Origin of the sequence: Mesorhizobium sp. M0898 (genome assembly GCF_040319695.1) — a bacterium.
Taxonomy (GTDB): Bacteria; Pseudomonadota; Alphaproteobacteria; order Rhizobiales; family Rhizobiaceae; genus Mesorhizobium.
The window spans coordinates 25944-44559 of sequence record NZ_JAMYOE010000028.1; the positions used below are offsets into that span (position 1 = coordinate 25944).

Here is an 18616-nt window from a genome sequence, read left to right on the forward strand (position 1 = left end):
CTGGAGCCTGCGCTTATCCAAGCCGATCCAGTTTCGGCTCGGATGCGACAGCGGTCGAAGACGTGCTCTTCGGCTGGTTTCTATACGGCACGTTTCTATAGGCAAGCAGCAACACCACGATAGTCGTAATATCCGGCGCTTTTGACGAGAGCGCGTTGTTCGACAGCGCAGCAAGCAGGAAGGTCATGGTGCCGATCCATGCCGGCAGCGGCGCCGCGCGCAGCAGCCGAAAAATGAACCAGAATACCAGCACTATGAAGAGCACAGCTATCGGCAAGCCGAAGAGCATGGTGATGACCACCGGAGCGCTCTCGATATAGGGCAGATGCAGCTTCTCTTTGACGATCGCCAGGAGGTCGTCGACGTTCATGCCAAACAGGATGTCTTTCCAGCTAACAAGTCCGAATATCTGGTAGATCGTCACCCGCGCCATGAAATTCTCGTCAAAGATCGTGTTGCCGAATCGATTCAGCAGCCCGCCCGAAAATAGTATGGCCACCAGCACTGCGCCGCTCACCAGGGCGAACAGCAGCACGACGGACTTGGCCTGCCGCTGGTGCTTGAGAGTCAGGCGCGGCCAAGGCACGAACAGCAGCAGAATGAGGGTTTCTCCCGCAGCGAGCATCAGGGCGGCGCGGGCGCCTGACGCAGCACAACCGACGAGCAACACGAGAATCGATGCCACCCGCACCCATATGCGCCAGCGCGTCAGCGGCACGAATCCGATGGCTGTGGCGCAGAGCGCGCCTAGCGCCAGCGGGTGCGCCGATAGGCCAATTGGCCTGAACTGCAGTTCGTTGAGACCGTAAGGCATAAATCGATGTTGAGTCACCGCTTCGATCGTGCCGAGCACAGCGCTGAGGATCACCATTCCAAGCACGACGTCGCCCAACGCCCGCCGCACTTCCGCGTTCAAGGCCAGCATCAACAGGCCTGCGGCGCCGGCCACCAGATAAGAATCGATGATGAACCCGGAGGAGCCCGCACGGCCGGTGACGAACAGATAGGGCACCAGCGCGAACATCAGCACCGAAAAGCGAATCAACGCTTTGAATATCCCAATTTCGTCGCCCTGCAGCAGAAACGGTCGGCTGAAAAGAACGACGGCAAGGACCAGGAAGATCGCATAGGTGCCGAAATGCAGCTTCTCGTAGAACGAGCCCCCCTGGGCCGTATAGTCGACGACCATGTTCATCACCTGCGGCGACACCGTAAAGCGAAGCAGGAGCGCGAAGGCGGCGCATAGGAAAAACAGCAGCGACAGCGCGTTCTCACGGCGCGCTCGACTGGGCAACAATCGTTCCGATGCGGCAGCGGGATAGCTCATGGCCCATCCAGGTGAAGGTATTCAAACAGCATTCCGGGCAACGAGACCCCTTCAACGTCCGCCGGACGGACAGCGAGAGCGGTAAAATGGGCCAACTTGGAAAATAAGATGTTAACGATGTTTCTGTAGAGCAGGCCAAGCGTAATGATTTAACAAGGGTTGTCACCATGTCTGCCGGTTCCGGCACACCCCCTATCTCCGCGACGGCTTCCAATAACAGTGCATTCGAGCGTATCGCCAATGCACGGCGCAGGGCATTGCTGCAACAGCATGGCCCAGTCGCGGGGCTAAGCTCCGCGCCGGTGACGCCGCAACCTCCAGAGCCTGTCGCAACGGTGACCCTGGACAAGATCGGCGATTTCCTTGAGCTCGATTTTCGGCGTCTGTTCGTCTGGCTGCGGGCCGGCCTCGCCCTGGCCTTCATGCTGGCGGTAGTCGGCGGCATTGTCGGCGGCGCCTATGCATTGCTGAGCAAGCAGCGTTACACCGTCACGACCGAGGTCCTCATCAACCCATCCAATTTGCAGGTTGTGGAAAACGACCTCTACTCGCAACCGGGCCAGGTCGATAGCCAGTTGCTCAGCACGCGCAGCAAGCAGCGCATCCTGACCTCGGGCAACGTGCTTTCCCGTGTGGTGGACGAACTGAATCTGACTCACGATCCGGAGTTTTTCGATCCGGACCGGAGCACATCCTCGTCCGGCGCTGTGGCGAAGCCCGACCCGAGGCTCATCGCCTTGAAGAACCTGGCGGACCGGGTAGACGCCATCGCGGATCCGACCTCGTTTGTCACAACCCTCTCGGTATCTGCGGAAACCACCGCCAAGGCGATCCTGATCTCGCAGGCCATAGTCAAAAACTTCCAGGAAGAACTGGCTAAGGCCGAAGCTGCCGGCGCCAGCCGTGCCGCGGCTGCCCTTGACAGCCGGCTTGGCCAACTCAAGAGCGACGTGCAGGCAGCCGAAGAGAAGGTCGAGAGCTACAGGCGCAGCCACAACCTGTCGTCCAGCAATGGCCAGCTCGTCAGTTCGCAGACGCTGACGCAGCTCAATGGCGAAATCGTCGATGCGCAATCGCGTGTCATCGCCGCGCAGGCAAGCTACGACGCCCTGGTTGCCTCCGGTATCAACGGGGCCAATCCCGACCCCACGGTTTCGGAAGCGCTCGCTGCGCTGCGCGACAGGTCAAACAGCCTGCGGCAGCAGATCGACTCACAGTCGATGACCTTCGGTCCGCGCCACCCGACGATTGTCAGGCTCAGGACGGAACTCGAGACCGTCAACTCGCAACTCCGGGCCGAGTTCTCCCGCACCGTCGGCACGGCAAAGGCCAGCCTGGACAAGGCCCGGGCCTCGTTGGCTTCTCTCAACGCCAGGATGAACGATCTGAAGGGCAATGTATTCACCGACAGCGAATCCGAAGTCGCCCTGCGTGAACTTGAACGCGATGCCGCGTCGAAGAGAGCGGTCTATGAGAGCTTCCTGTCACGTGCGCGCCAAATCAGCGAGCGCGAGCAGATCGACACCACAAACGTACAGGTGATTTCGACCGCAGTGCCCCCGCCCGCACGCTCATGGCCCCCGCGCACTGCCCTGGTGGCAGGCGCCGGAGCGTTCGCAGGCTTTGCCCTGGGGATGCTGCTGGCCATCGGCATGGGCATCATCCGCGACATGCGCCGGCCGCCGAACCGATCAGGCGTTGCCGCCAGCCGAGCCTGAAGCAAGGCATGGTGAAGCGCATCGTTTTCCACATCGCCAGCCTGAGGGGCGGCGGCGCCGAACGTGTTTTCGTCCTGATGGCAAATGAACTGGCATCGCGTGGCCACGAGGTCACGCTTTTTACCTGGAACGCGGAAGGCCCTAACGCCGCGCTGCGTTCCGCTGCCGTGCATCTGGTCGACTTCGGCCTTCCCTTGCGCGGCGAGGGTTACGCCAAGTCGGCGACGCTGAAAGGCATCGTGCGAAGCGCAAATTTGTTCCGCCGCCTTGATCCTGATGCGGTCTATAGCGCCCCGGAATTCGCCAATCTGGTGATGGCGCTGTCACTCATGTTGGCCAGAAGCCGGGCAAAATTCTTTCCAAGCTTCCATGCCGCGGCCTCGCTGCCTGCCAGCGGCCTCGGCGCCAGGCTGGCGATCTGGCTTTCCGCGCTGGTTGCAGCGCGCGCAACCAAGGCCATCGCCGTTTCGGCGGGTGTCGGCCGTGACATCATCGCCCGAGGCTTCCCCGAATCGAAGGTTGTCGTCATCAATAACCCGCTGCCGCCAGCTGTAGCACCGCAGAGGAATTCCTATGCCTGGCAGGCAGCGTTGGCGGCGATGGGCGATGGCCCGGTCATCGCCACCGCGGGACGCCTGGTGCCGGTCAAGGACCACCGGACTTTGCTGCGGGCCTTCGCTGCCCTGCGCGCCGGCCGCCCTGCCCGGCTTGTCATCTTCGGCGAAGGTCCGCTGGCTGCCGAATTGCACGCCTGTGCCGAGCAGATCGGCATTGGCCAGGACGTACTCTTTGCCGGCTACGTCAACGATCCCGCGGCTTGCTATGCCGCGGCCGATCTGTTCGTTCTGTCATCGACCTGCGAGGGCTTCGGCAATGTGCTGGTCGAGGCCATGGCCGCCGGTGTCCCCGTAATCTCCACCGATGCTCCGCATGGCCCGCGCGAAATACTCGGTGACGGCCGCTTCGGCACCTTGGTGCCGGTCGGTGACGCCGCGGCCCTGGCGAAGGCGATGGCCGAGATGCTGGACCACCCCACCCCTGCTGCCGTGCTGAAAAACAGGGCGGTGGATTTCACAGTCGACAAGATTGGCGATCAATACGAAGCGTTGCTCTAGTCGTTACGCACTGCCAGCAGATCGCGGTTGGATGCGGTCGACGTGGTCGGGCTTTGATTGCGATAATCTCTTCACGGGCTGGGGCGCAACGAATTCATCGTGAGGCGTTCCCTCGTTCCTTGAGTTGTTGGGCGAGGAAATCCTTGACCGAATCGAGAACCGCGTCCCGTTCATGAGATATGCCTGGCAGCAAATCGAAGCGCACGCGCGCACCCGCCTCCTCGAACGATCGACACAATGCCATGAGGCGTTCCGGCCGTGTTCGCCCGGCATCGTTGGCGCCTGGCATCCAATGGATGCTACCTTGGACATGAGTGATTTCCCAAGTCTCCAGGTCAGCGTCGCCGACGATCATCTGGAAAGGCACTTTTGCCAGCGCTGCGGCATCGAAGGTGATGCCGAACTTCTCCGGCAGATCGCGAATGCCCACCCACCAGTCATGCCTCGGATCGAGCAAGGTCACCGAGCCTGGCGCGCCGATTGAGGCCGCCCAGAGCCTGTCGGGATGCAGGATAGCAAAACGATGCGTGAAATGCCCGCCGCCGGAAAATCCGAACATGGCAAAGCGGCTCCAATCCTGACTGTATTTGGCGCTGACCTCCTCAACCATGGCGAGCAGCACCTGATCGTAGCGTATGTTGCCCTCGAGCAAATATTTGTACCCGCTGCGGGCATCATCCCCGAGAACGCCGATTGGAAACAGCGGACACAAAACGGCGCAGCCGTTCCAGCGTCCGAACTCGGAAAACGCGTCGCGGAATCCAAGAAAAGAGGTGCGGCCGGTGCCATGGACAGCGACCATCAGATCGACTTTGGCCCCTTTCCCAACCGCGGGAGGCACATACAGGCAATAGTGAAAGCGCGCGTCTGATTTGGAAGCAAAGATGGCGGTCGCGCCAAGGTCATAGGTAGCGCGACCGCGATCCGCCACAGGCCCCTTGGCAACACTTGTCAAATCGATAACTCCTTAATAGGCCCGCCGTTCCGACAACAATATACCGGTCGGCCGACCTCGTGAACTGGAGGCGCCTCCAGGCAGCCGCGAGGACCACCTCGTGTGCACCGGAAGCAGGGCGCCGGCGGGGCGATCAGGGGCAAAAAGAATGCCTCCGCCAACGCCTCGGGAAGCCGCCATTAACTTTTCGTTAACCATGCCGGGCTAGCCTTAACCAATCAGTAAGGACTCGCCTCTGTGACCTGCGTCGCCCCCATCCAAAACAAGTCCATACGCTTTCGAGCGCGCTCGTTTGTAGCCTTCACCCTCACCCCTGAGGCCCCGCTAGGGGAATGGCTGCAAAGCCTCGATCACTGGACCGAAAACTCTCCCGGCTTCTTTGCCGGCCGCCCGGTCGTGCTCGATCTGAATATACTCAAGCCCGAGGTGGGCGAGATGCGGGATCTGGTCTTACAACTCGCGGAGCGCGGGATTCGGATCTACGCGATCGAGGCCGATGGCAATGTTGCTCTCGGTGCCGATCTGCCGCCGCTCCTCGTTGGCGCCAAGGAGGCCACCGCCGACGCGCTTTACGTGCAGCCGGACCCGAAGGCCGCAGCTGAGGCCAAGACGGAAGAGCCGCAGGCGCCGAACTCATTGATGATCAAGGCACCGATCCGCTCCGGCCAGTCGATCTTTCATCCCGATGGCGATGTGGTCATTGTCGGCTCCGTCAGTTCCGGATCCGAGATCGTCGCCGGAGGATCGATCCACGTCTACGGCACGCTGCGTGGACGTGCGTTCGCCGGCGCCACGGGAAATTCCGCGGCTCGCATCTTTTGCCGGAAAAACGAAGCCGAACTTCTGGCGGTGGACGGCTGGTACCGCACTGCCGAGGAGATGGACGCCTCCTCGCGAGGAAGGCCGGTACAGGCCTTTCTCGAGGACGGCGCACTTTGCGTCGCACCGCTCAACTAACAACATTGGAGGCACAAATATGGGCAAGGTAGTGGTTGTCACATCCGGCAAAGGGGGTGTCGGCAAGACGACCTCGACGGCCGCTCTCGGCGCCGCGGTCGCGAAAACCGGCAAGCGGGTGGCTCTCGTCGATTTCGACGTCGGCCTGCGCAATCTCGATCTGATCATGGGTGCCGAGCGGCGCGTTGTTTTCGATATCGTCAACGTCATTCAGGGAACCGCCAAGCTTTCGCAGGCGCTGATCCGTGACAAGCGACTCGAAACGCTGTTCCTGCTGCCGGCCTCGCAAACGCGCGACAAGGATGCTCTCACCGAGGAAGGCGTCGCCGACGTCATCGACAAGCTGCGCTCGGTTTTCGACTACGTCTTCTGCGACAGCCCGGCCGGCATAGAGCGGGGCGCGCAACTTGCCATGCGCTTTGCCGACGAGGCGGTAATCGTCACCAACCCGGAAGTGAGCTCGGTCCGCGATTCCGATCGCATCATTGGCCTGCTCGACTCCAGAACGATGAAAGCCGAGCAAGGTGAATCGATTGCCAAACACGTCCTCGTCACGCGCTACGACGCTGCCCGCGCTGCCCGCGGCGAGATGCTCAGCATCGATGACGTGCTCGAGATCCTGTCCACGCCTCTGCTGGGAATAATTCCCGAGAGCCAGGACGTACTGCGCGCATCCAATGTGGGCGCGCCGGTTACGCTCAGCGAAAACACCAACCCCGCCGCACGCGCCTATATCGACGCGGCAAGAAGACTCGAGGGCGAGGACCTGCCGGTCATTCTGCCTTTCGAGCGGAGGGGCCTCCTCGACCGGCTGTTGGGAAGGAGGGCAGCATGAACCTGCTCGATATCTTCAAGCGCCGCGGCAGCGCGCCGGTGGCGCGCGAACGCTTGCAACTGCTGTTGGCTTACGAGCGTCGAAGCCGCAACCAGCCCGATCTCGTCTCGGTGTTGCGCGAGGAGATCATGGCGGTGATCGCCCGGCATGTTCAGGTCGACCAGGATTTCCTGCAGGTGAGCATGGATCACGGCGAAACGACGTCGAGATTGGAGATCGACATCCAGATCCCCAACAAGGTCGCAATGCCCATGGCCGCGGCGTTCTAGCTAACGGAATCCTCCGGCCAGGGCCTGCGTCGGCTGCTGCCGAGGTTGCGGCGCCGTGGTTGGCGTGTTTGACCCGGTCGCCACCGGCAAGTCGCGCAATTCGAGGACAATAATCACTGCCTCACCAAAAACCCGCGGCCGTTTCCAGCCGCGGGGGGCCTTGGGAGGGGCCTTTCGAAACCCGTGATCAAATGTTGGCGAGCAATTCGTTGACGCGGCTTTCCATGTCGGCAAGGGCGGTGTCGACGTCCTTCTGGCCACTGATTGCTGCACTCATCTCTTCGCCGATAATGTCCTGGATCGCAAACTGACGCTGTACGGCGGACGGCAGCGGCTTGCCGAGATCGGCGACCGCAGAGATCGTGTTGCGATGCGGCAGGGCCTTGAAGGCGTCCGAGGTGATGACGGCCTTATAGGCCGGCAGGTGACCGGTGCGTGACCATTCGAAGTCGTTGTCGGCGAAGAACTTCAGGAATTTACCGATGGCCGCGATCTGTTCAGGCGTGCGGTCTTTCTGCGAAACGGCCCAAGTGTGGCCGTCGGCATATTGCGCATGGGCGCCGCCAAACAGCTGCGGATACGGATAGACCGCATAGCCGCCCTTGTTGAGCGCCGTACCCTTGGTCTCGGACTGGGCGTTGTAATCGCCGACCACCCAGGTGCCGTTAAGGTGGACGCCACCCTCGCCGGCAAGGAAGGCGTTTATCGAGCCGCCATAATCGAGATCCTTGGTGGTGTAGCCCTTCTCGAAGATCGCCTTGTACATCTCGACGACCTTCTTGGCTTCCGGCGTATTCAACTTCACGTGCTTCGGATCGGCAAAGAAATCGGAATCCTGCTGGAAAAGATAGGTGTAGAGGTTGCGTGTGTAGAGTGCAGTCTCATTGGTCAGGTTCTGAACGAAATAAGGCTTGCCCGTCTTCTGCTTGAACTGTTCGGCCTGGGCGAGCAGTTCCTCGGGCGACTTTGGAAAAATCGGCGTGCCGTCGGCATTGACGAGGCCGGCTTGTTTGAAAAGATCCATGTTGACGTGATAGAGCATCGTCCAGCTGTCGATCGGCAGGCCATAGACCTTGCCGTCTTTGGTGGCGCCATTGCGTGCCGCGTCGGTGAAGGCGTCGGGTGTCACGCCGACCGACTTCAAGAGATCGTCGAGCGGCATCAACAGGCCCTTCGACTGATAATCCGACAGTACGGATTCATGGATCGTGACGATGTCCGGAGCGTCGCCTGAAGCGAACTGCGCGGTCAGCTGATCATAGCCGGGCCATTCCACGGTGGTGACGTTGACATGGACATCGGGATTGTCGGCGTTGAACTTGTTGATTAGCGAGGTGATGATGCCGCATTCGCCAACGGCCTTGGTGGCATCGGTGTTGGTGCCGAAATCGGCATCGCAGGCGCCGAAAAAGCGCTGCACGCTCAGCTCCGTGGCCGCGAAGCTTGGACTTGCGAGCATCATTGCGCCCGCAGAGACTGCGGCAAACAGTATTTTCTTCAGTTTCATATTAGTTCCTCCTACTGAGTTTCCGCCGCTCCACCCTGGATTGGCTTTCGTGCTTCAATTGCTGCGCATTCCCCCGGCCGTCAGGCAATCTTCGTTATCTCACCGCAGCGCCGGAGACCGCCGTGACGATGTATTTCTGGAAGAACAGGTAGACGATCAGGATCGGTGCACCGGCGAACACCGCCTGCGCCATCAGGAAGCCGATGCCTTCGGACTGGGCGAAGTTGGTCTGGGTCGAGGCCATGCCGACCGTCAGCGTGAACATGTCCTTCTTCGTCGCCGAAATCAGCGGCCAGAAGTAGTCGTTCCACGCGCCGAGAAAGGTGAAGATGCCGAGCGTCGCCTGCGCAGGCAGCGTGAGCGGCAGAAGCACCTTCCAGAAAATCCTGAGCCGGCTGGCGTTATCGAGCATGGCGGCTTCGTCCAGCTCCTTCGGGATGGCCTTGAAATACTGGGTCATCAGGAAGACGCCGAACGGAGCTGAAAGGCCCGGCAGGATGAGCCCTTGATAGGTGTTGTGGAACTTCAGCATGCTGAAGATCTGGTGACGGGCGACAAGCACGGCCTGTTCCGGGACCGCCAGGCCGAACAGCACGATCACGAACAGCACGTCTCGGCCGGGGAAATTCAGCCGTGCAAAGCCGTAGCCGGCGAGCGATGACAGGATCAACGTGCCGAGCGTCAATCCGCCCGAGACGATGATGCTGTTGCGCACCCAGATGAACACCGACGAGGTGCCGACGGTGTTGATGTAGTTCTTCAGCGTATAGGGTGCGTGAAACACCGAGTTCGGATCGGCCATCAGCTCCGTATTGTCCTTGAGTGATAGACCGACGACCCACAGAACCGGCGCGATCATGACGATCGAAAGCAGGATGACCAGGGCCAATAACAAATGGTCGCCAAATGCCCGGCCCTTGATGGAAGCTGCTGGGGCGCTCATGCCTGGTCTCCCCTGCTGCGTGTCACCAGGTACTGGGCCATGGCCGCGACCAGGATGAGGATGAACAGGATTTCCGATGCGGCGGCGCCCAGGCCGAGATCCCAGCGACGGAATGCGGTATCGTAGATATAGAGCACGATCGGCTTGGTCAGATTGTTCGGACCGCCGCGCGTCATTAGCCAGGCCTGGCCGAACAGCTGGAATTGCAGCACGATCTGGATGATGATCACCAGGATGAAGGTCCGCTTGATCGACGGCAGCGTGATCGACCGCAGCGTTTGCCAGCGATTGGCATTGTCCAGCGCTGCCGCCTCGTAAATGTCCTGCGGGATCTGCTGGAGTGCTGAGAGAAAGAGCATCATCGGCAGGCCGATGCACCACCAGATGGTGGCAATGGCGATGCCGGCCATCGCCAGGCTGGGATCGGAAATGAAGGCCGGAGCCGTTGCGCCGAACCATCCGTAAATCGTCGACAACAGCCCGACATTCGGAATGAAGACGATGCGCCAGATCAGCGTGACGATGGTGACCGATAGCACCGACGAGGAAAAGAACAGCGTCCGCAAAACCGCGGCAGCGCGCGTGCGGCGGTTGAGGCAAAGCGCCAGGAAAAGGCCGATCAGCGCCAGCGTCGGCACCGTCAGAAGCACGAAATAGAAGGTGTTCCAGATCGATTGCAGGAAGACCTTGTCGTGATACAGCCTGGCGTAATTGCCGAGACCGACAAAATTTCCGGACGAGAACGTGTCGGCCTTGTGGAAACTCAGCCACATCCCCCAGAGCAGCGGGAAGAGCAGCAGCGTGGTGAAGAAGAACAAGAATGGCGCAACGAAAATGACGTTTCGCCATTGCGGCGCATAGATGTCGGCGGTAGGGGCTCTGACGCCGACAGCAAGCGTCGCGGTCGGGGACATCGCCAGCCGGTCAGCCATCTCAGGCCTCTCTCGCATGCCAGGCGCGGCCGGTCTCGTTGAACAGATGCGATTTCTGGCCGTCAAAGGCGAGCCCGATTCTGTCGCCGACGGCGACGCGGCTGTTGCCGGCATCCGAGCCGACGATCTGCTGGCCATCGCCCAGCCGCGCGTAGATCAGGGTGCGTTCGCCGAGCCGCTCGAGCACATCGACCACGCCGCCGGCATTGCCCTGTCCGGCGGCAACGATGCGCACGTCTTCAGAACGGATGCCGAAAGTGTACTTGCCATCGGTCAGTTGGCTGGAGGCGATCTCGGTCTGCACCGAGACGCCGTCCGCAAACCTGGCCGTGGCGTTCTCGCCGGATCTGTCAAGCGTCGCATCGACGAAGTTCATCGCCGGCGCGCCGACGAAACCCGCGACGAATTTGGTCGCCGGGCGTTCGTAGATCTCCATCGGGGTACCGATCTGGTCGATCTTGCGATTGTTCATGACGACGATGCGGTCGGCCAGCGTCATTGCCTCGACCTGGTCATGGGTGACGAAGATCATCGTCGATTGCAGCCGCTGGTGAAGCTGGGCAAGCTCGATGCGGGTGCGGGTGCGCAACGCCGCATCGAGATTGGAAAGCGGCTCGTCGAACAGAAAGGCCTTCGGCTCCTTGACGATCGCACGGCCGATGGCGACGCGCTGGCGCTGACCACCGGAGAGCTGGCCCGGCTTGCGATCGAGCAGATGCGGCATTTCGAGGATGCGGGCGGCTTCGTTGATGCGCGCCTCGATGACCTTGCCTGGTACGCCGATATTCGCAAGCCCGAAGGCCATGTTGTCGCGCACCGTCATATGCGGATAAAGCGCATAGGACTGGAACACCATGGCAATGCCGCGCTTGCCCGGTGGCAGATGATCGATGCGCTCGTTGTTGATGGCAATCTCGCCGCTATCGACAGCTTCGAGCCCGGCAATCATTCGAAGAAGCGTCGATTTTCCGCAGCCGGACGGGCCCAGGAACACGATGAATTCGCGTGCCCTTATGGAGAGCGACAGATGATCCAGCACCGTCATGGCACCGAACTGCTTGCTCACGTTCCTGATCTCGATATCGGCCGTCACGTCGACGCTCCTCCTCAGCGTTTGCGCTTTCTCGATGATCCGCCTGAACTCAGAGCCTCAGGCGTATGACCTGGTAGGAATAGGCCGGCAGTGACAGGCTCAGCTTGCCGCCGGCGAGCGAGGCGCCCTCACCCTTCCTGAGGCCGACATTGCCAGGGTTTTCGGCCGAATTGACGGCTTTCAGATCGGCGTGTGCCATCACCTGGTGATCGACGATCTCCGCTGCGCCGAAGCCGGTGAGGTCGACCACTGTTTCGATTGCCTCGCTCGAATGGCGGTTGACGGCGAAGAAGGTGACGTGGCCGGTTTGCCTGTCGTGCACGCCGGCAACATCGACATAGGCGACGTCGCCCGCAACGCTGGATTTGTAGGTCGGGCTTTCCACCTTGAGATCCAGCGCATTGCCGCGACCATAGTTAGAAGCAAACAGATAGGGATAAAAAATCGTCTGTCGCCATGCCGGGCCATTCGGAACGGTCATGATCGGCGCGATGACATTGACCAGTTGTGCCAGGCAGGCGATCTTGACGACATCGGAACGGCGGATGAAGGTGTTGAGGATCAGGCCGACCTGCAGCACATCCTCGAAATTATAGATGTCTTCGAGCAACGGCGGGGCGAACGGCCAGCCGTTGCTGCCGCCGAGTATCTTCCTGTCCTGCTCCTTGGAATGGTACCAGACGTTCCATTCGTCGAACGAGATGTAGACCTGCTTGTTGGAGCGCTTCTTGGCCTTGATATACTCGATGACGCCGGCGACCGAGACAATGTAGTCGTCGAGCTTTTCGCTCATGGCGAGATAGTTCGGAGCGTCGTTGGCTTCGTTGTCGAAATACATGTGCAGCGAGATGTAGTCGACCTCGTTGTAGGTATGGTCGAGAACCGTCGCTTCCCATTCAGGGTAGGTCGGCATCTTGGCATTCGAAGAGCCGCAGACCACCAGCTCGAGTGACTTGGAGAAGGCGCGCATGGCCTTGGCCGTTTCATGCGCCAGCCGGCCATACTCGTCCGCGGTCTTGTGGCCGATCTGCCAAGGGCCATCCATTTCATTGCCGAGGCACCAGAGCTTGACGTCGAACGGCTCCTTGCGGCCGTTGGCGATGCGCCTGTCGCTCCATTTGCTGCCGCCGGGATGGTTGGCGTACTCCAGCAGGTTGCGGGCTTCATCGAGGCCGCGCGAGCCGAGATTGACGGCAAGCATCATCTCGGTGTTGGCGGAGGTGCACCAATCGGCAAATTCATGCAGGCCGACTTCGTTGCTTTCCGACGTGTGCCAGGCGAGGTCGAGGCGCACTGGGCGCTGTTCCTTGGGGCCAATGCCGTCTTCCCAATTGTAGGCCGAGACGAAATTGCCGCCGGGGTAGCGGACGATCGGAACATTGAGTTCCCTGACGAGGTCGATGACGTCCTGACGCATGCCGTTGGCATCCGCTGTCGGATGGCCGGGCTCATAGATGCCAGTGTAAACTGCCCGCCCCAGATGCTCGATGAAGGATCCGTAGAGCCTCGGATCGATTTCCGAGACAACATAGTGCGGATGAGCCGTAACGGCTGCCTTCATGCATTCCTCCCATCGATATCACAAACGATGATTTAAATCATCTTGCCCGATATCAAAGAGGAATTGGCAGCCCTTCGTCAAGCCAAAATAGCCAAATGTAGGACAATTAGACGAACGCCTTGGCACAGCAGAATGCCAGATCGTTGAAATCGCTGCGTTATCTTCAGAACCTGGTTTCATGATATCAACCAGTTTTGATCCTGAGCAGGATGTCCTGATCGTAATTTCCAAAGCCCTTGCCGAAAATATTGATCCCGCCGGGGCGCTTGGCGTCGTCCTTGACGCCGATACGGACGCGGATTGAATGATGGCTCTTCAGATCGAGTGCAGCGAGGCCGGTTTCGGAAATCCTGAGGCCGTCGACATGGGTGCCGTCATTGGCAATTCGCCAGTTCTTCAGCTTACCGTATTGCGAGCCCTTGAGCTTCCACCAGGAGGGCGTGAAGACGCCGCGCTTGTCGCCGAAATCCCCCGGCGACGTCCAGGTGCCGACATCGACGCCATTGATCGTCAGCGTGATGTCCGAGGGCCAATCGGCGCTGGTGCCCGGCACTTCCGAAGACAGCTCTATCGCAACTTCGAGCCCGGTGATCTCGGCATTGGCGAGCTTGGCATTGTTGGGGAACTGGTATTCGACAAAACCGCGCGTGAACCATAGCAGACCGGCCTTCATGCGGTCCGGATCGAGGAAAGTGTTCGGCACATCGAGCAGACCGATGATGCCGTCCGGCGAACAAAGGCCGCAGGGCGCGGTAACCTCGAAGCCGGTATAAAGCCCGATCGGCATCGACACTTCGATCGCGTCGTTCTTGACCGCACGATATTCGCTCTTGAACACGACGAGCACTTCTTCCGCCATCGGATAACAGATTTTCTGACTGCCTTTCTTCGCTTTCAGGTTCTCGGTGCGGATCAGCCCCGCATCCTCCAGCACCTGGATGTTGGTCGAGACGGTCGACTGCGGAAGCGACAGCACGGCGGCGATTTCGTTGACATTCATCGGCCCCTTCTCATGCAGCAGTTTCAGCATCGAGATCCGCGCCGAGGAGGCAAGCCCCTTGAGCACGGCAATGCCTTCCTCAGGTTCAATCACCAGAAAATTGCGACTCATGAAATTGCCCGGCCCATGTAAAATCCATATCCGAAATTACCCTGTATATCGGGATATCTGATTTAATCAATGTGCAGGCGGAACGTCGGGCAATTTGTTGAATCCGGCAGGGCGAGGGTCGCGCGGGGGCCCTGCACAGAATTTGTGCAGGAGCCATATGCAGAGTGGACACCTGAACGCCGATCGCCCAATCTAGTCCGGAGCCGAGCCCGGTGATGGCGGCTTGCACATAAAGCGGTTGGACGGGTCGTGACCAAAGGGTGGAAATTATACGATCAGCGACTGGCCTGGGTCCTCGTCGCGCCTGTGCTTTTACTGCTTACCCTGCTTCTGCTGCTGCCGATCGCGATGATGACGGTCTACACGTTTTTCACCTTCGTCACCGCGGGGGTGGAGTCGGCGGTGCTGACCTTCGACAACTGGAAGGAATTCCTCACCGACAGCTACTATCACGGTTTTCTTTGGAAGACCGTTCGCGTCGGCGCCATCACCGCTGTGATCTGCGCGATCCTTGGCTATTTCCCCGCCTATTTCATCTGGGCCACGACCTTCAGGCACAAATGGCTGTTGTTGCTGCTGCTCATCGTGCCGTTCTGGATCAGCTTCACCATCCGGACATTCTCGTGGATCCATATTCTCGGCGAACAGGGGCTGATCAACGTCGTGCTCATCGGGCTGGGGATTATCAACGAGCCGTTGCCGATGCTCTACACCGAGGGCGCCGTCATCATGGGGCTGCTGCATTTTCTGCTGCCCTATATGATCCTGAACGTCTATGTCAGCCTGGAAAGCATCGACCGCACGCTGATCGCCGCCGCCCGCTCGATGGGCTGTACCAGCGCGCAGGCGTTTCGCGAAGTGACCCTGCCGCTATCGATGCCGGGGCTGGGCGCCGGGCTGCTGCTCTGCTTCGTGCTGGCGGCCGGCTCCTATGTGACGCCGCAGCTGCTCGGTGGCAGCCGCGATGCGCTGTTCGGCAACTTGATCTACGACACCATCATGGGGCAGCTCAATTGGCCGATGGGCGCCACGCTTTCCATCGTCCTGTTCGTCCTGCTCGGCGCGGCCGCGGCCGCCTATAGCCGCTATATGGGCCTATCGCAGATCATGAAGGGCCTCAGTGCATGAGAGCGGATCATCCCGATCGCGAAGGCAGATGGGTGTGGCGGCTGACCGGCGCGATCACGGTGTGCGTCTACGTCTTCATGTTTGCGCCGATCCTCGCCACGGTCGTGCTTTCCTTCAATGCCTCGATGTTCGGCGGCTTTCCCCTCACCGGCTTCAGCCTGCGATGGTACGAAAAGCTGCTCACCAACGAGCCGGTTCTCGACGCCTTCCGGACATCGATGTGGATTGCCCTGGTGACGGCAACGGTGACGACGCTGCTCGGCATCATGGCGGCATTGGCGCTGGTGCGCTTCGAGTTCCGTGGCAAGCAGGCGATCAACACGCTTGTCATTCTTCCCGCGCTGGTCCCCGAAACGATACTCGGCGTCGGCCTGCTGGTCATGATCAAAGCCGTCGACCAGCCGCGCAGCATGACGCTGCTGGTGCTCGGCCACATTATGCTCACGCTCCCCTACGTGGTGCTGATCGTCCAGGCGCGCATGGTCGGCATAAAACGTTCCTATGAGGAGGCGGCGCTTTCGCTCGGGGCGCCGCGCGTGTCGACATTCCGCGAAATCACGCTGCCGCTGCTCATTCCCGCAGTGCTTGCCAGTGTTCTGCTCGCTTTCACCATTTCGTTCGACAACACCTCGGCCAGCCTGTTCTGGCGGCCGGCCGGCGTCGAGACCATGCCGACGCAAATCCTTTCGATGCTGAAGATCTCGATCAGCCCTGAGGTGAACGCGCTCGGAACCGTCATGATCCTTTTGACGGTCGGCATTCCCTTGGCAGGCGGGCTCATCCTGCAAAGCCTCACCTGGTTCAAGGCAGGCAAGTGAAAATGAAAATGGGAGAATGGAAATGAAACTGACAACCACCAAACGACTGGAACGGCTCAACGAACGCTATGCCAATGGCGACATCAGCCGGCGATCATTCCTGACGCTGACGGCGGCCGCTGCCGCCGCCACCGGGCTTTCCATGCCTTGGATGGGACGGGCGCTGGCCGCGGTTTCGGAAGTGCGCTTCGACGGATGGGGCGGCGTGGTGCAGGAGGCGATCGATAAGTACGCGTTCCAGCCTTATACCGCCAAGTCCAAGGTCAAGGTCGTCCAGGGCACCTTTGGCGACGAGAACGAGATCATCACCAAGATCAAGACGTCGAAACCAGGCGACTTCCAGATCGTCCATTCTTCCGGCGTCAACTACTACATCAAATACGTCAATGGCGGTTTCAATTCGGAGATCAACGAGGCAAACATTCCGAACATGGCGAATGTCCTGACCGCCATGATCGAGCCGTTCCGCAAGATCACGCCGAAGCTGTCGGCAGTGCCATATGATTACGGCACCACCGGCATCGCCTACAACAACAAGGTCATCTCGCCGGAGGAAGCCAAGGAAAAGGGCGCCAACCTGCTTACCGACAAGAAATATGCCGGCAAGATCGGCGGCTACGCCGATATGACGACGCGCGTCTGGTATGCGGCGCTGCAGACGAAACAGGACCCCAACAACATCCAGGACATGGACGTCGTCTGGGCCAAGGTTCGCGAGACCCGCGATCTGGCCAAGAAATTCTGGAGTTCCGGCGCGGAACTGATGGACCTCCTGTCGCGCAACGAGATCGTCGTCACCGACGCCTGGTCAGGACGTGTCGCCGCCCTGCAGCAGCAGGGCCAGCCGATCGGCTATCTCGACCCTGCCGGCTCATACGCGTGGATGGAGGACATGCTGGTGCTCAAGGGTTCGCCGATGGCCGAATGCGAGGAACTGATCAACTTCATGCTGGATCCTGCCACCTCGATCGCCGTCGCCGAGGGCCAGAACTATCCGCCATCGCTTGACCCCACCAAGGTGAAGCTGACCGACAAGATCGCGGCGCTTCCGGCCTTCGACCCGACTGGATCGATGAAATCGCTGACCTTCGCCGATCCGCTCTACTGGGCGAAGAACGAAGACGCCTGGACCAAGCAATGGGACAGGGTGTCGAAAGGTGCATGACGACAACAGCCACGACCAGCAGCCCCGGCCGGCTTCGGCCGGGGCTGATGGCGACCCGCTCGCCCAGAGCGAGCGGCAGCCGATAGGAAAGCCTGCGGTCGAGTTTCGCGACATCGATATTTTCTACGGCAAGTTCGCCGCTGTGCGCGATTTTTCACTGGCAATCCGCAAAGGTAGTTTCGTCACCTTGCTGGGGCCGTCCGGGTGCGGCAAAACGACGATCCTGCGCTCGATCGCGGGCCTGGTCGACATCTCCAGTGGCCAGATCTCGATCGGCGGAAAGCGGGTCGACGACATCCCGATCTATAAGCGCAACATTGGTCTGGTGTTCCAGAACTACGCGCTCTTTCCGCACAAGAACGTCTTCGACAACGTCGCATTCGGCCTGAAATACCGAAACGTGCCGAAACCGGAAATCGTGCGCCGGGTCAAGAAGGCGCTGGATATGGTGCGGCTGCCCGGCAGTGAGACAAAGCTGCCGTCACAGCTCTCGGGCGGCCAGCAGCAACGCATCGCACTGGCCCGCGCCATCGTCTTCGAGCCGGAAGTGCTGCTGCTGGACGAGCCCTTGTCGGCGCTCGACGCCAATATGCGCGAGGACATGCGCGTCGAGATCAAGAAAATCCAGAGGGAGACGGGCATCACTGCTATCTTCGTGACGCACGACCAGGAAGAAGCCTTGTCGATGTCCGACCACATCGTCGTGATGAACGCCGGCCTGATCGAGCAGATCGGCTCCCCCGCGCAGGTCTATGACCAGCCGGCCACCGCATTCGTCGCCAATTTCCTGGGCAAGGCCAACATGCTGCCCGGCAGCGTGACCGTGATGGACGGCAAGATGGCGACGATCGCGCTGGCCACCGGCCATATCGTAAAGGCGGCCGCGCCGAAGGCGCTCGCGACCGGCAGCGTGGTCACCGTCGTCGTTCGCCCGCAGAAGCTTACCGTCGGTACCGCCGGTGCTGCCAACAGGCTGGCGGGACGGATCGCCTCGACCTCCTATCTCGGCGGCAATGCGGTCTACGAGATCGACATCGGCGCCGGCACGCTGGTGCGCGCCAACACGTTGATCGACGGCCAGCCGCTGCGTGAAGGCGAAGCGGTCGATGTCTGCTTCGACCCGCTGGGCTGCGTGCTTCTCGACGCGCAAGGCTTACGCATCGCCTAGCGAGGCGGAACTGA

17 protein-coding genes are annotated in these 18616 nt (G+C 60.5%); 9 read left to right on the forward strand and 8 right to left on the reverse strand.

Annotation, left to right across the window (positions count from 1 at the left end):
* Window positions 1-13: 13 nt before the first annotated feature.
* The gene (locus NKH90_RS24115; protein WP_352472504.1) at window positions 14-1327 is read right to left on the reverse strand and encodes a VpsF family polysaccharide biosynthesis protein; all 1314 of its coding nucleotides are present in this window, start codon (window positions 1325-1327) and stop codon (window positions 14-16) included.
* 167 nt (window positions 1328-1494) lie between these two features.
* Here NKH90_RS24115 and NKH90_RS24120 point away from each other — a divergent pair, with 167 nt between their 5' ends.
* Together NKH90_RS24120 and NKH90_RS24125 are read left to right on the forward strand one after the other, a co-directional pair.
* Complete coding sequence (locus tag NKH90_RS24120; RefSeq protein ID WP_352472503.1) at window positions 1495-3045, forward strand: GumC family protein; 1551 nt, start codon at window positions 1495-1497, stop codon at window positions 3043-3045.
* An 8-nt stretch (window positions 3046-3053) separates the two neighbouring features.
* Complete coding sequence (locus tag NKH90_RS24125; protein WP_352821400.1) at window positions 3054-4160, forward strand: glycosyltransferase; 1107 nt, start codon at window positions 3054-3056, stop codon at window positions 4158-4160.
* Between the two features lie 94 nt (window positions 4161-4254).
* On the opposite strand, the gene NKH90_RS24130 is transcribed toward NKH90_RS24125, so the two are convergent.
* The gene (locus tag NKH90_RS24130; RefSeq protein WP_352821402.1) at window positions 4255-5115 is read right to left on the reverse strand and encodes an alpha/beta hydrolase; all 861 of its coding nucleotides are present in this window, start codon (window positions 5113-5115) and stop codon (window positions 4255-4257) included.
* A gap of 237 nt (window positions 5116-5352) precedes the next feature.
* Here NKH90_RS24130 and minC point away from each other — a divergent pair, with 237 nt between their 5' ends.
* The 3 genes from minC to minE are packed head-to-tail and all read left to right on the forward strand — an operon-like array spanning window position 5353 to window position 7176.
* Window positions 5353-6072: a septum site-determining protein MinC gene (gene minC, locus NKH90_RS24135; RefSeq protein ID WP_352449654.1), complete on the forward strand. Its 720-nt coding sequence runs from the start codon at window positions 5353-5355 to the stop codon at window positions 6070-6072.
* A gap of 19 nt (window positions 6073-6091) precedes the next feature.
* Entirely contained in the window at window positions 6092-6907 is an 816-nt protein-coding gene (minD, locus tag NKH90_RS24140) for a septum site-determining protein MinD (protein WP_254819515.1), read from the forward strand.
* The gene (minE, locus tag NKH90_RS24145; protein ID WP_023677151.1) at window positions 6904-7176 is read left to right on the forward strand and encodes a cell division topological specificity factor MinE; all 273 of its coding nucleotides are present in this window, start codon (window positions 6904-6906) and stop codon (window positions 7174-7176) included. Before minD ends, minE begins: the two co-directional genes overlap by 4 nt.
* 187 nt (window positions 7177-7363) lie before the next feature.
* On the opposite strand, the gene NKH90_RS24150 is transcribed toward minE, so the two are convergent.
* From NKH90_RS24150 to NKH90_RS24175, 6 genes are all read right to left on the reverse strand, one after another.
* Entirely contained in the window at window positions 7364-8683 is a 1320-nt protein-coding gene (locus NKH90_RS24150; RefSeq protein WP_352449655.1) for an ABC transporter substrate-binding protein, read from the reverse strand.
* A 94-nt stretch (window positions 8684-8777) separates the two neighbouring features.
* Window positions 8778-9626, reverse strand: coding sequence for a carbohydrate ABC transporter permease (locus tag NKH90_RS24155; RefSeq protein ID WP_352541703.1), 849 nt, complete (start codon window positions 9624-9626; stop codon window positions 8778-8780).
* A complete protein-coding gene (locus NKH90_RS24160) occupies window positions 9623-10540 on the reverse strand; it encodes a carbohydrate ABC transporter permease (protein WP_502895679.1) in 918 nt (305 codons plus the stop codon). The genes NKH90_RS24155 and NKH90_RS24160 overlap by 4 nt, the downstream gene beginning before the upstream one ends.
* Before the next feature lie 19 nt (window positions 10541-10559).
* Entirely contained in the window at window positions 10560-11651 is a 1092-nt protein-coding gene (locus NKH90_RS24165) for an ABC transporter ATP-binding protein (protein WP_352449658.1), read from the reverse strand.
* Between the two features lie 49 nt (window positions 11652-11700).
* Window positions 11701-13212 carry an arabinosylfuranosidase ArfA gene (gene arfA, locus NKH90_RS24170; RefSeq protein ID WP_352769405.1) on the reverse strand — a complete coding sequence of 504 codons (1512 nt, stop codon included), beginning with the start codon at window positions 13210-13212 and terminating at the stop codon, window positions 11701-11703.
* 184 nt (window positions 13213-13396) lie between these two features.
* Window positions 13397-14323, reverse strand: a complete 927-nt coding sequence (locus NKH90_RS24175; RefSeq protein ID WP_352449660.1) for an ArsR/SmtB family transcription factor — start codon at window positions 14321-14323, stop codon at window positions 13397-13399.
* A 249-nt stretch (window positions 14324-14572) separates the two neighbouring features.
* On the opposite strand from NKH90_RS24175, the gene NKH90_RS24180 reads away from it, so the two are divergent.
* Genes NKH90_RS24180 through NKH90_RS24195 form a run of 4 tightly spaced genes read left to right on the forward strand, consistent with a single transcriptional unit; the run spans window position 14573 to window position 18602 of the window.
* On the forward strand, window positions 14573-15451 hold the full coding sequence (locus NKH90_RS24180; RefSeq protein ID WP_352501364.1) for an ABC transporter permease: 879 nt from the start codon (window positions 14573-14575) through the stop codon (window positions 15449-15451).
* Window positions 15448-16269: an ABC transporter permease gene (locus tag NKH90_RS24185; protein ID WP_352821405.1), complete on the forward strand. Its 822-nt coding sequence runs from the start codon at window positions 15448-15450 to the stop codon at window positions 16267-16269. Before NKH90_RS24180 ends, NKH90_RS24185 begins: the two co-directional genes overlap by 4 nt.
* Before the next feature lie 22 nt (window positions 16270-16291).
* Complete coding sequence (locus tag NKH90_RS24190; protein ID WP_352683178.1) at window positions 16292-17434, forward strand: extracellular solute-binding protein; 1143 nt, start codon at window positions 16292-16294, stop codon at window positions 17432-17434.
* Window positions 17427-18602 carry an ABC transporter ATP-binding protein gene (locus NKH90_RS24195; protein WP_352769403.1) on the forward strand — a complete coding sequence of 392 codons (1176 nt, stop codon included), beginning with the start codon at window positions 17427-17429 and terminating at the stop codon, window positions 18600-18602. The genes NKH90_RS24190 and NKH90_RS24195 overlap by 8 nt, the downstream gene beginning before the upstream one ends.
* The last annotated feature ends 14 nt before the right edge of the window (window positions 18603-18616 follow it).

Coding starts and splice junctions, on each gene's coding strand:
- NKH90_RS24115 (WP_352472504.1), bottom strand. CDS start 1,327: ATGAGCTATCCCGCTGCCGCATCGGAACGATTGTTGCCCAGTCGAGCG.
- NKH90_RS24120 (WP_352472503.1), top strand. CDS start 1,495: ATGTCTGCCGGTTCCGGCACACCCCCTATCTCCGCGACGGCTTCCAAT.
- NKH90_RS24125 (WP_352821400.1), top strand. CDS start 3,054: ATGGTGAAGCGCATCGTTTTCCACATCGCCAGCCTGAGGGGCGGCGGC.
- minD (WP_254819515.1), top strand. CDS start 6,092: ATGGGCAAGGTAGTGGTTGTCACATCCGGCAAAGGGGGTGTCGGCAAG.
- minE (WP_023677151.1), top strand. CDS start 6,904: ATGAACCTGCTCGATATCTTCAAGCGCCGCGGCAGCGCGCCGGTGGCG.
- NKH90_RS24150 (WP_352449655.1), bottom strand. CDS start 8,683: ATGAAACTGAAGAAAATACTGTTTGCCGCAGTCTCTGCGGGCGCAATG.
- NKH90_RS24155 (WP_352541703.1), bottom strand. CDS start 9,626: ATGAGCGCCCCAGCAGCTTCCATCAAGGGCCGGGCATTTGGCGACCAT.
- NKH90_RS24160 (WP_502895679.1), bottom strand. CDS start 10,540: ATGTCCCCGACCGCGACGCTTGCTGTCGGCGTCAGAGCCCCTACCGCC.
- arfA (WP_352769405.1), bottom strand. CDS start 13,212: ATGAAGGCAGCCGTTACGGCTCATCCGCACTATGTTGTCTCGGAAATC.
- NKH90_RS24175 (WP_352449660.1), bottom strand. CDS start 14,323: ATGAGTCGCAATTTTCTGGTGATTGAACCTGAGGAAGGCATTGCCGTG.
- NKH90_RS24185 (WP_352821405.1), top strand. CDS start 15,448: ATGAGAGCGGATCATCCCGATCGCGAAGGCAGATGGGTGTGGCGGCTG.
- NKH90_RS24190 (WP_352683178.1), top strand. CDS start 16,292: ATGAAACTGACAACCACCAAACGACTGGAACGGCTCAACGAACGCTAT.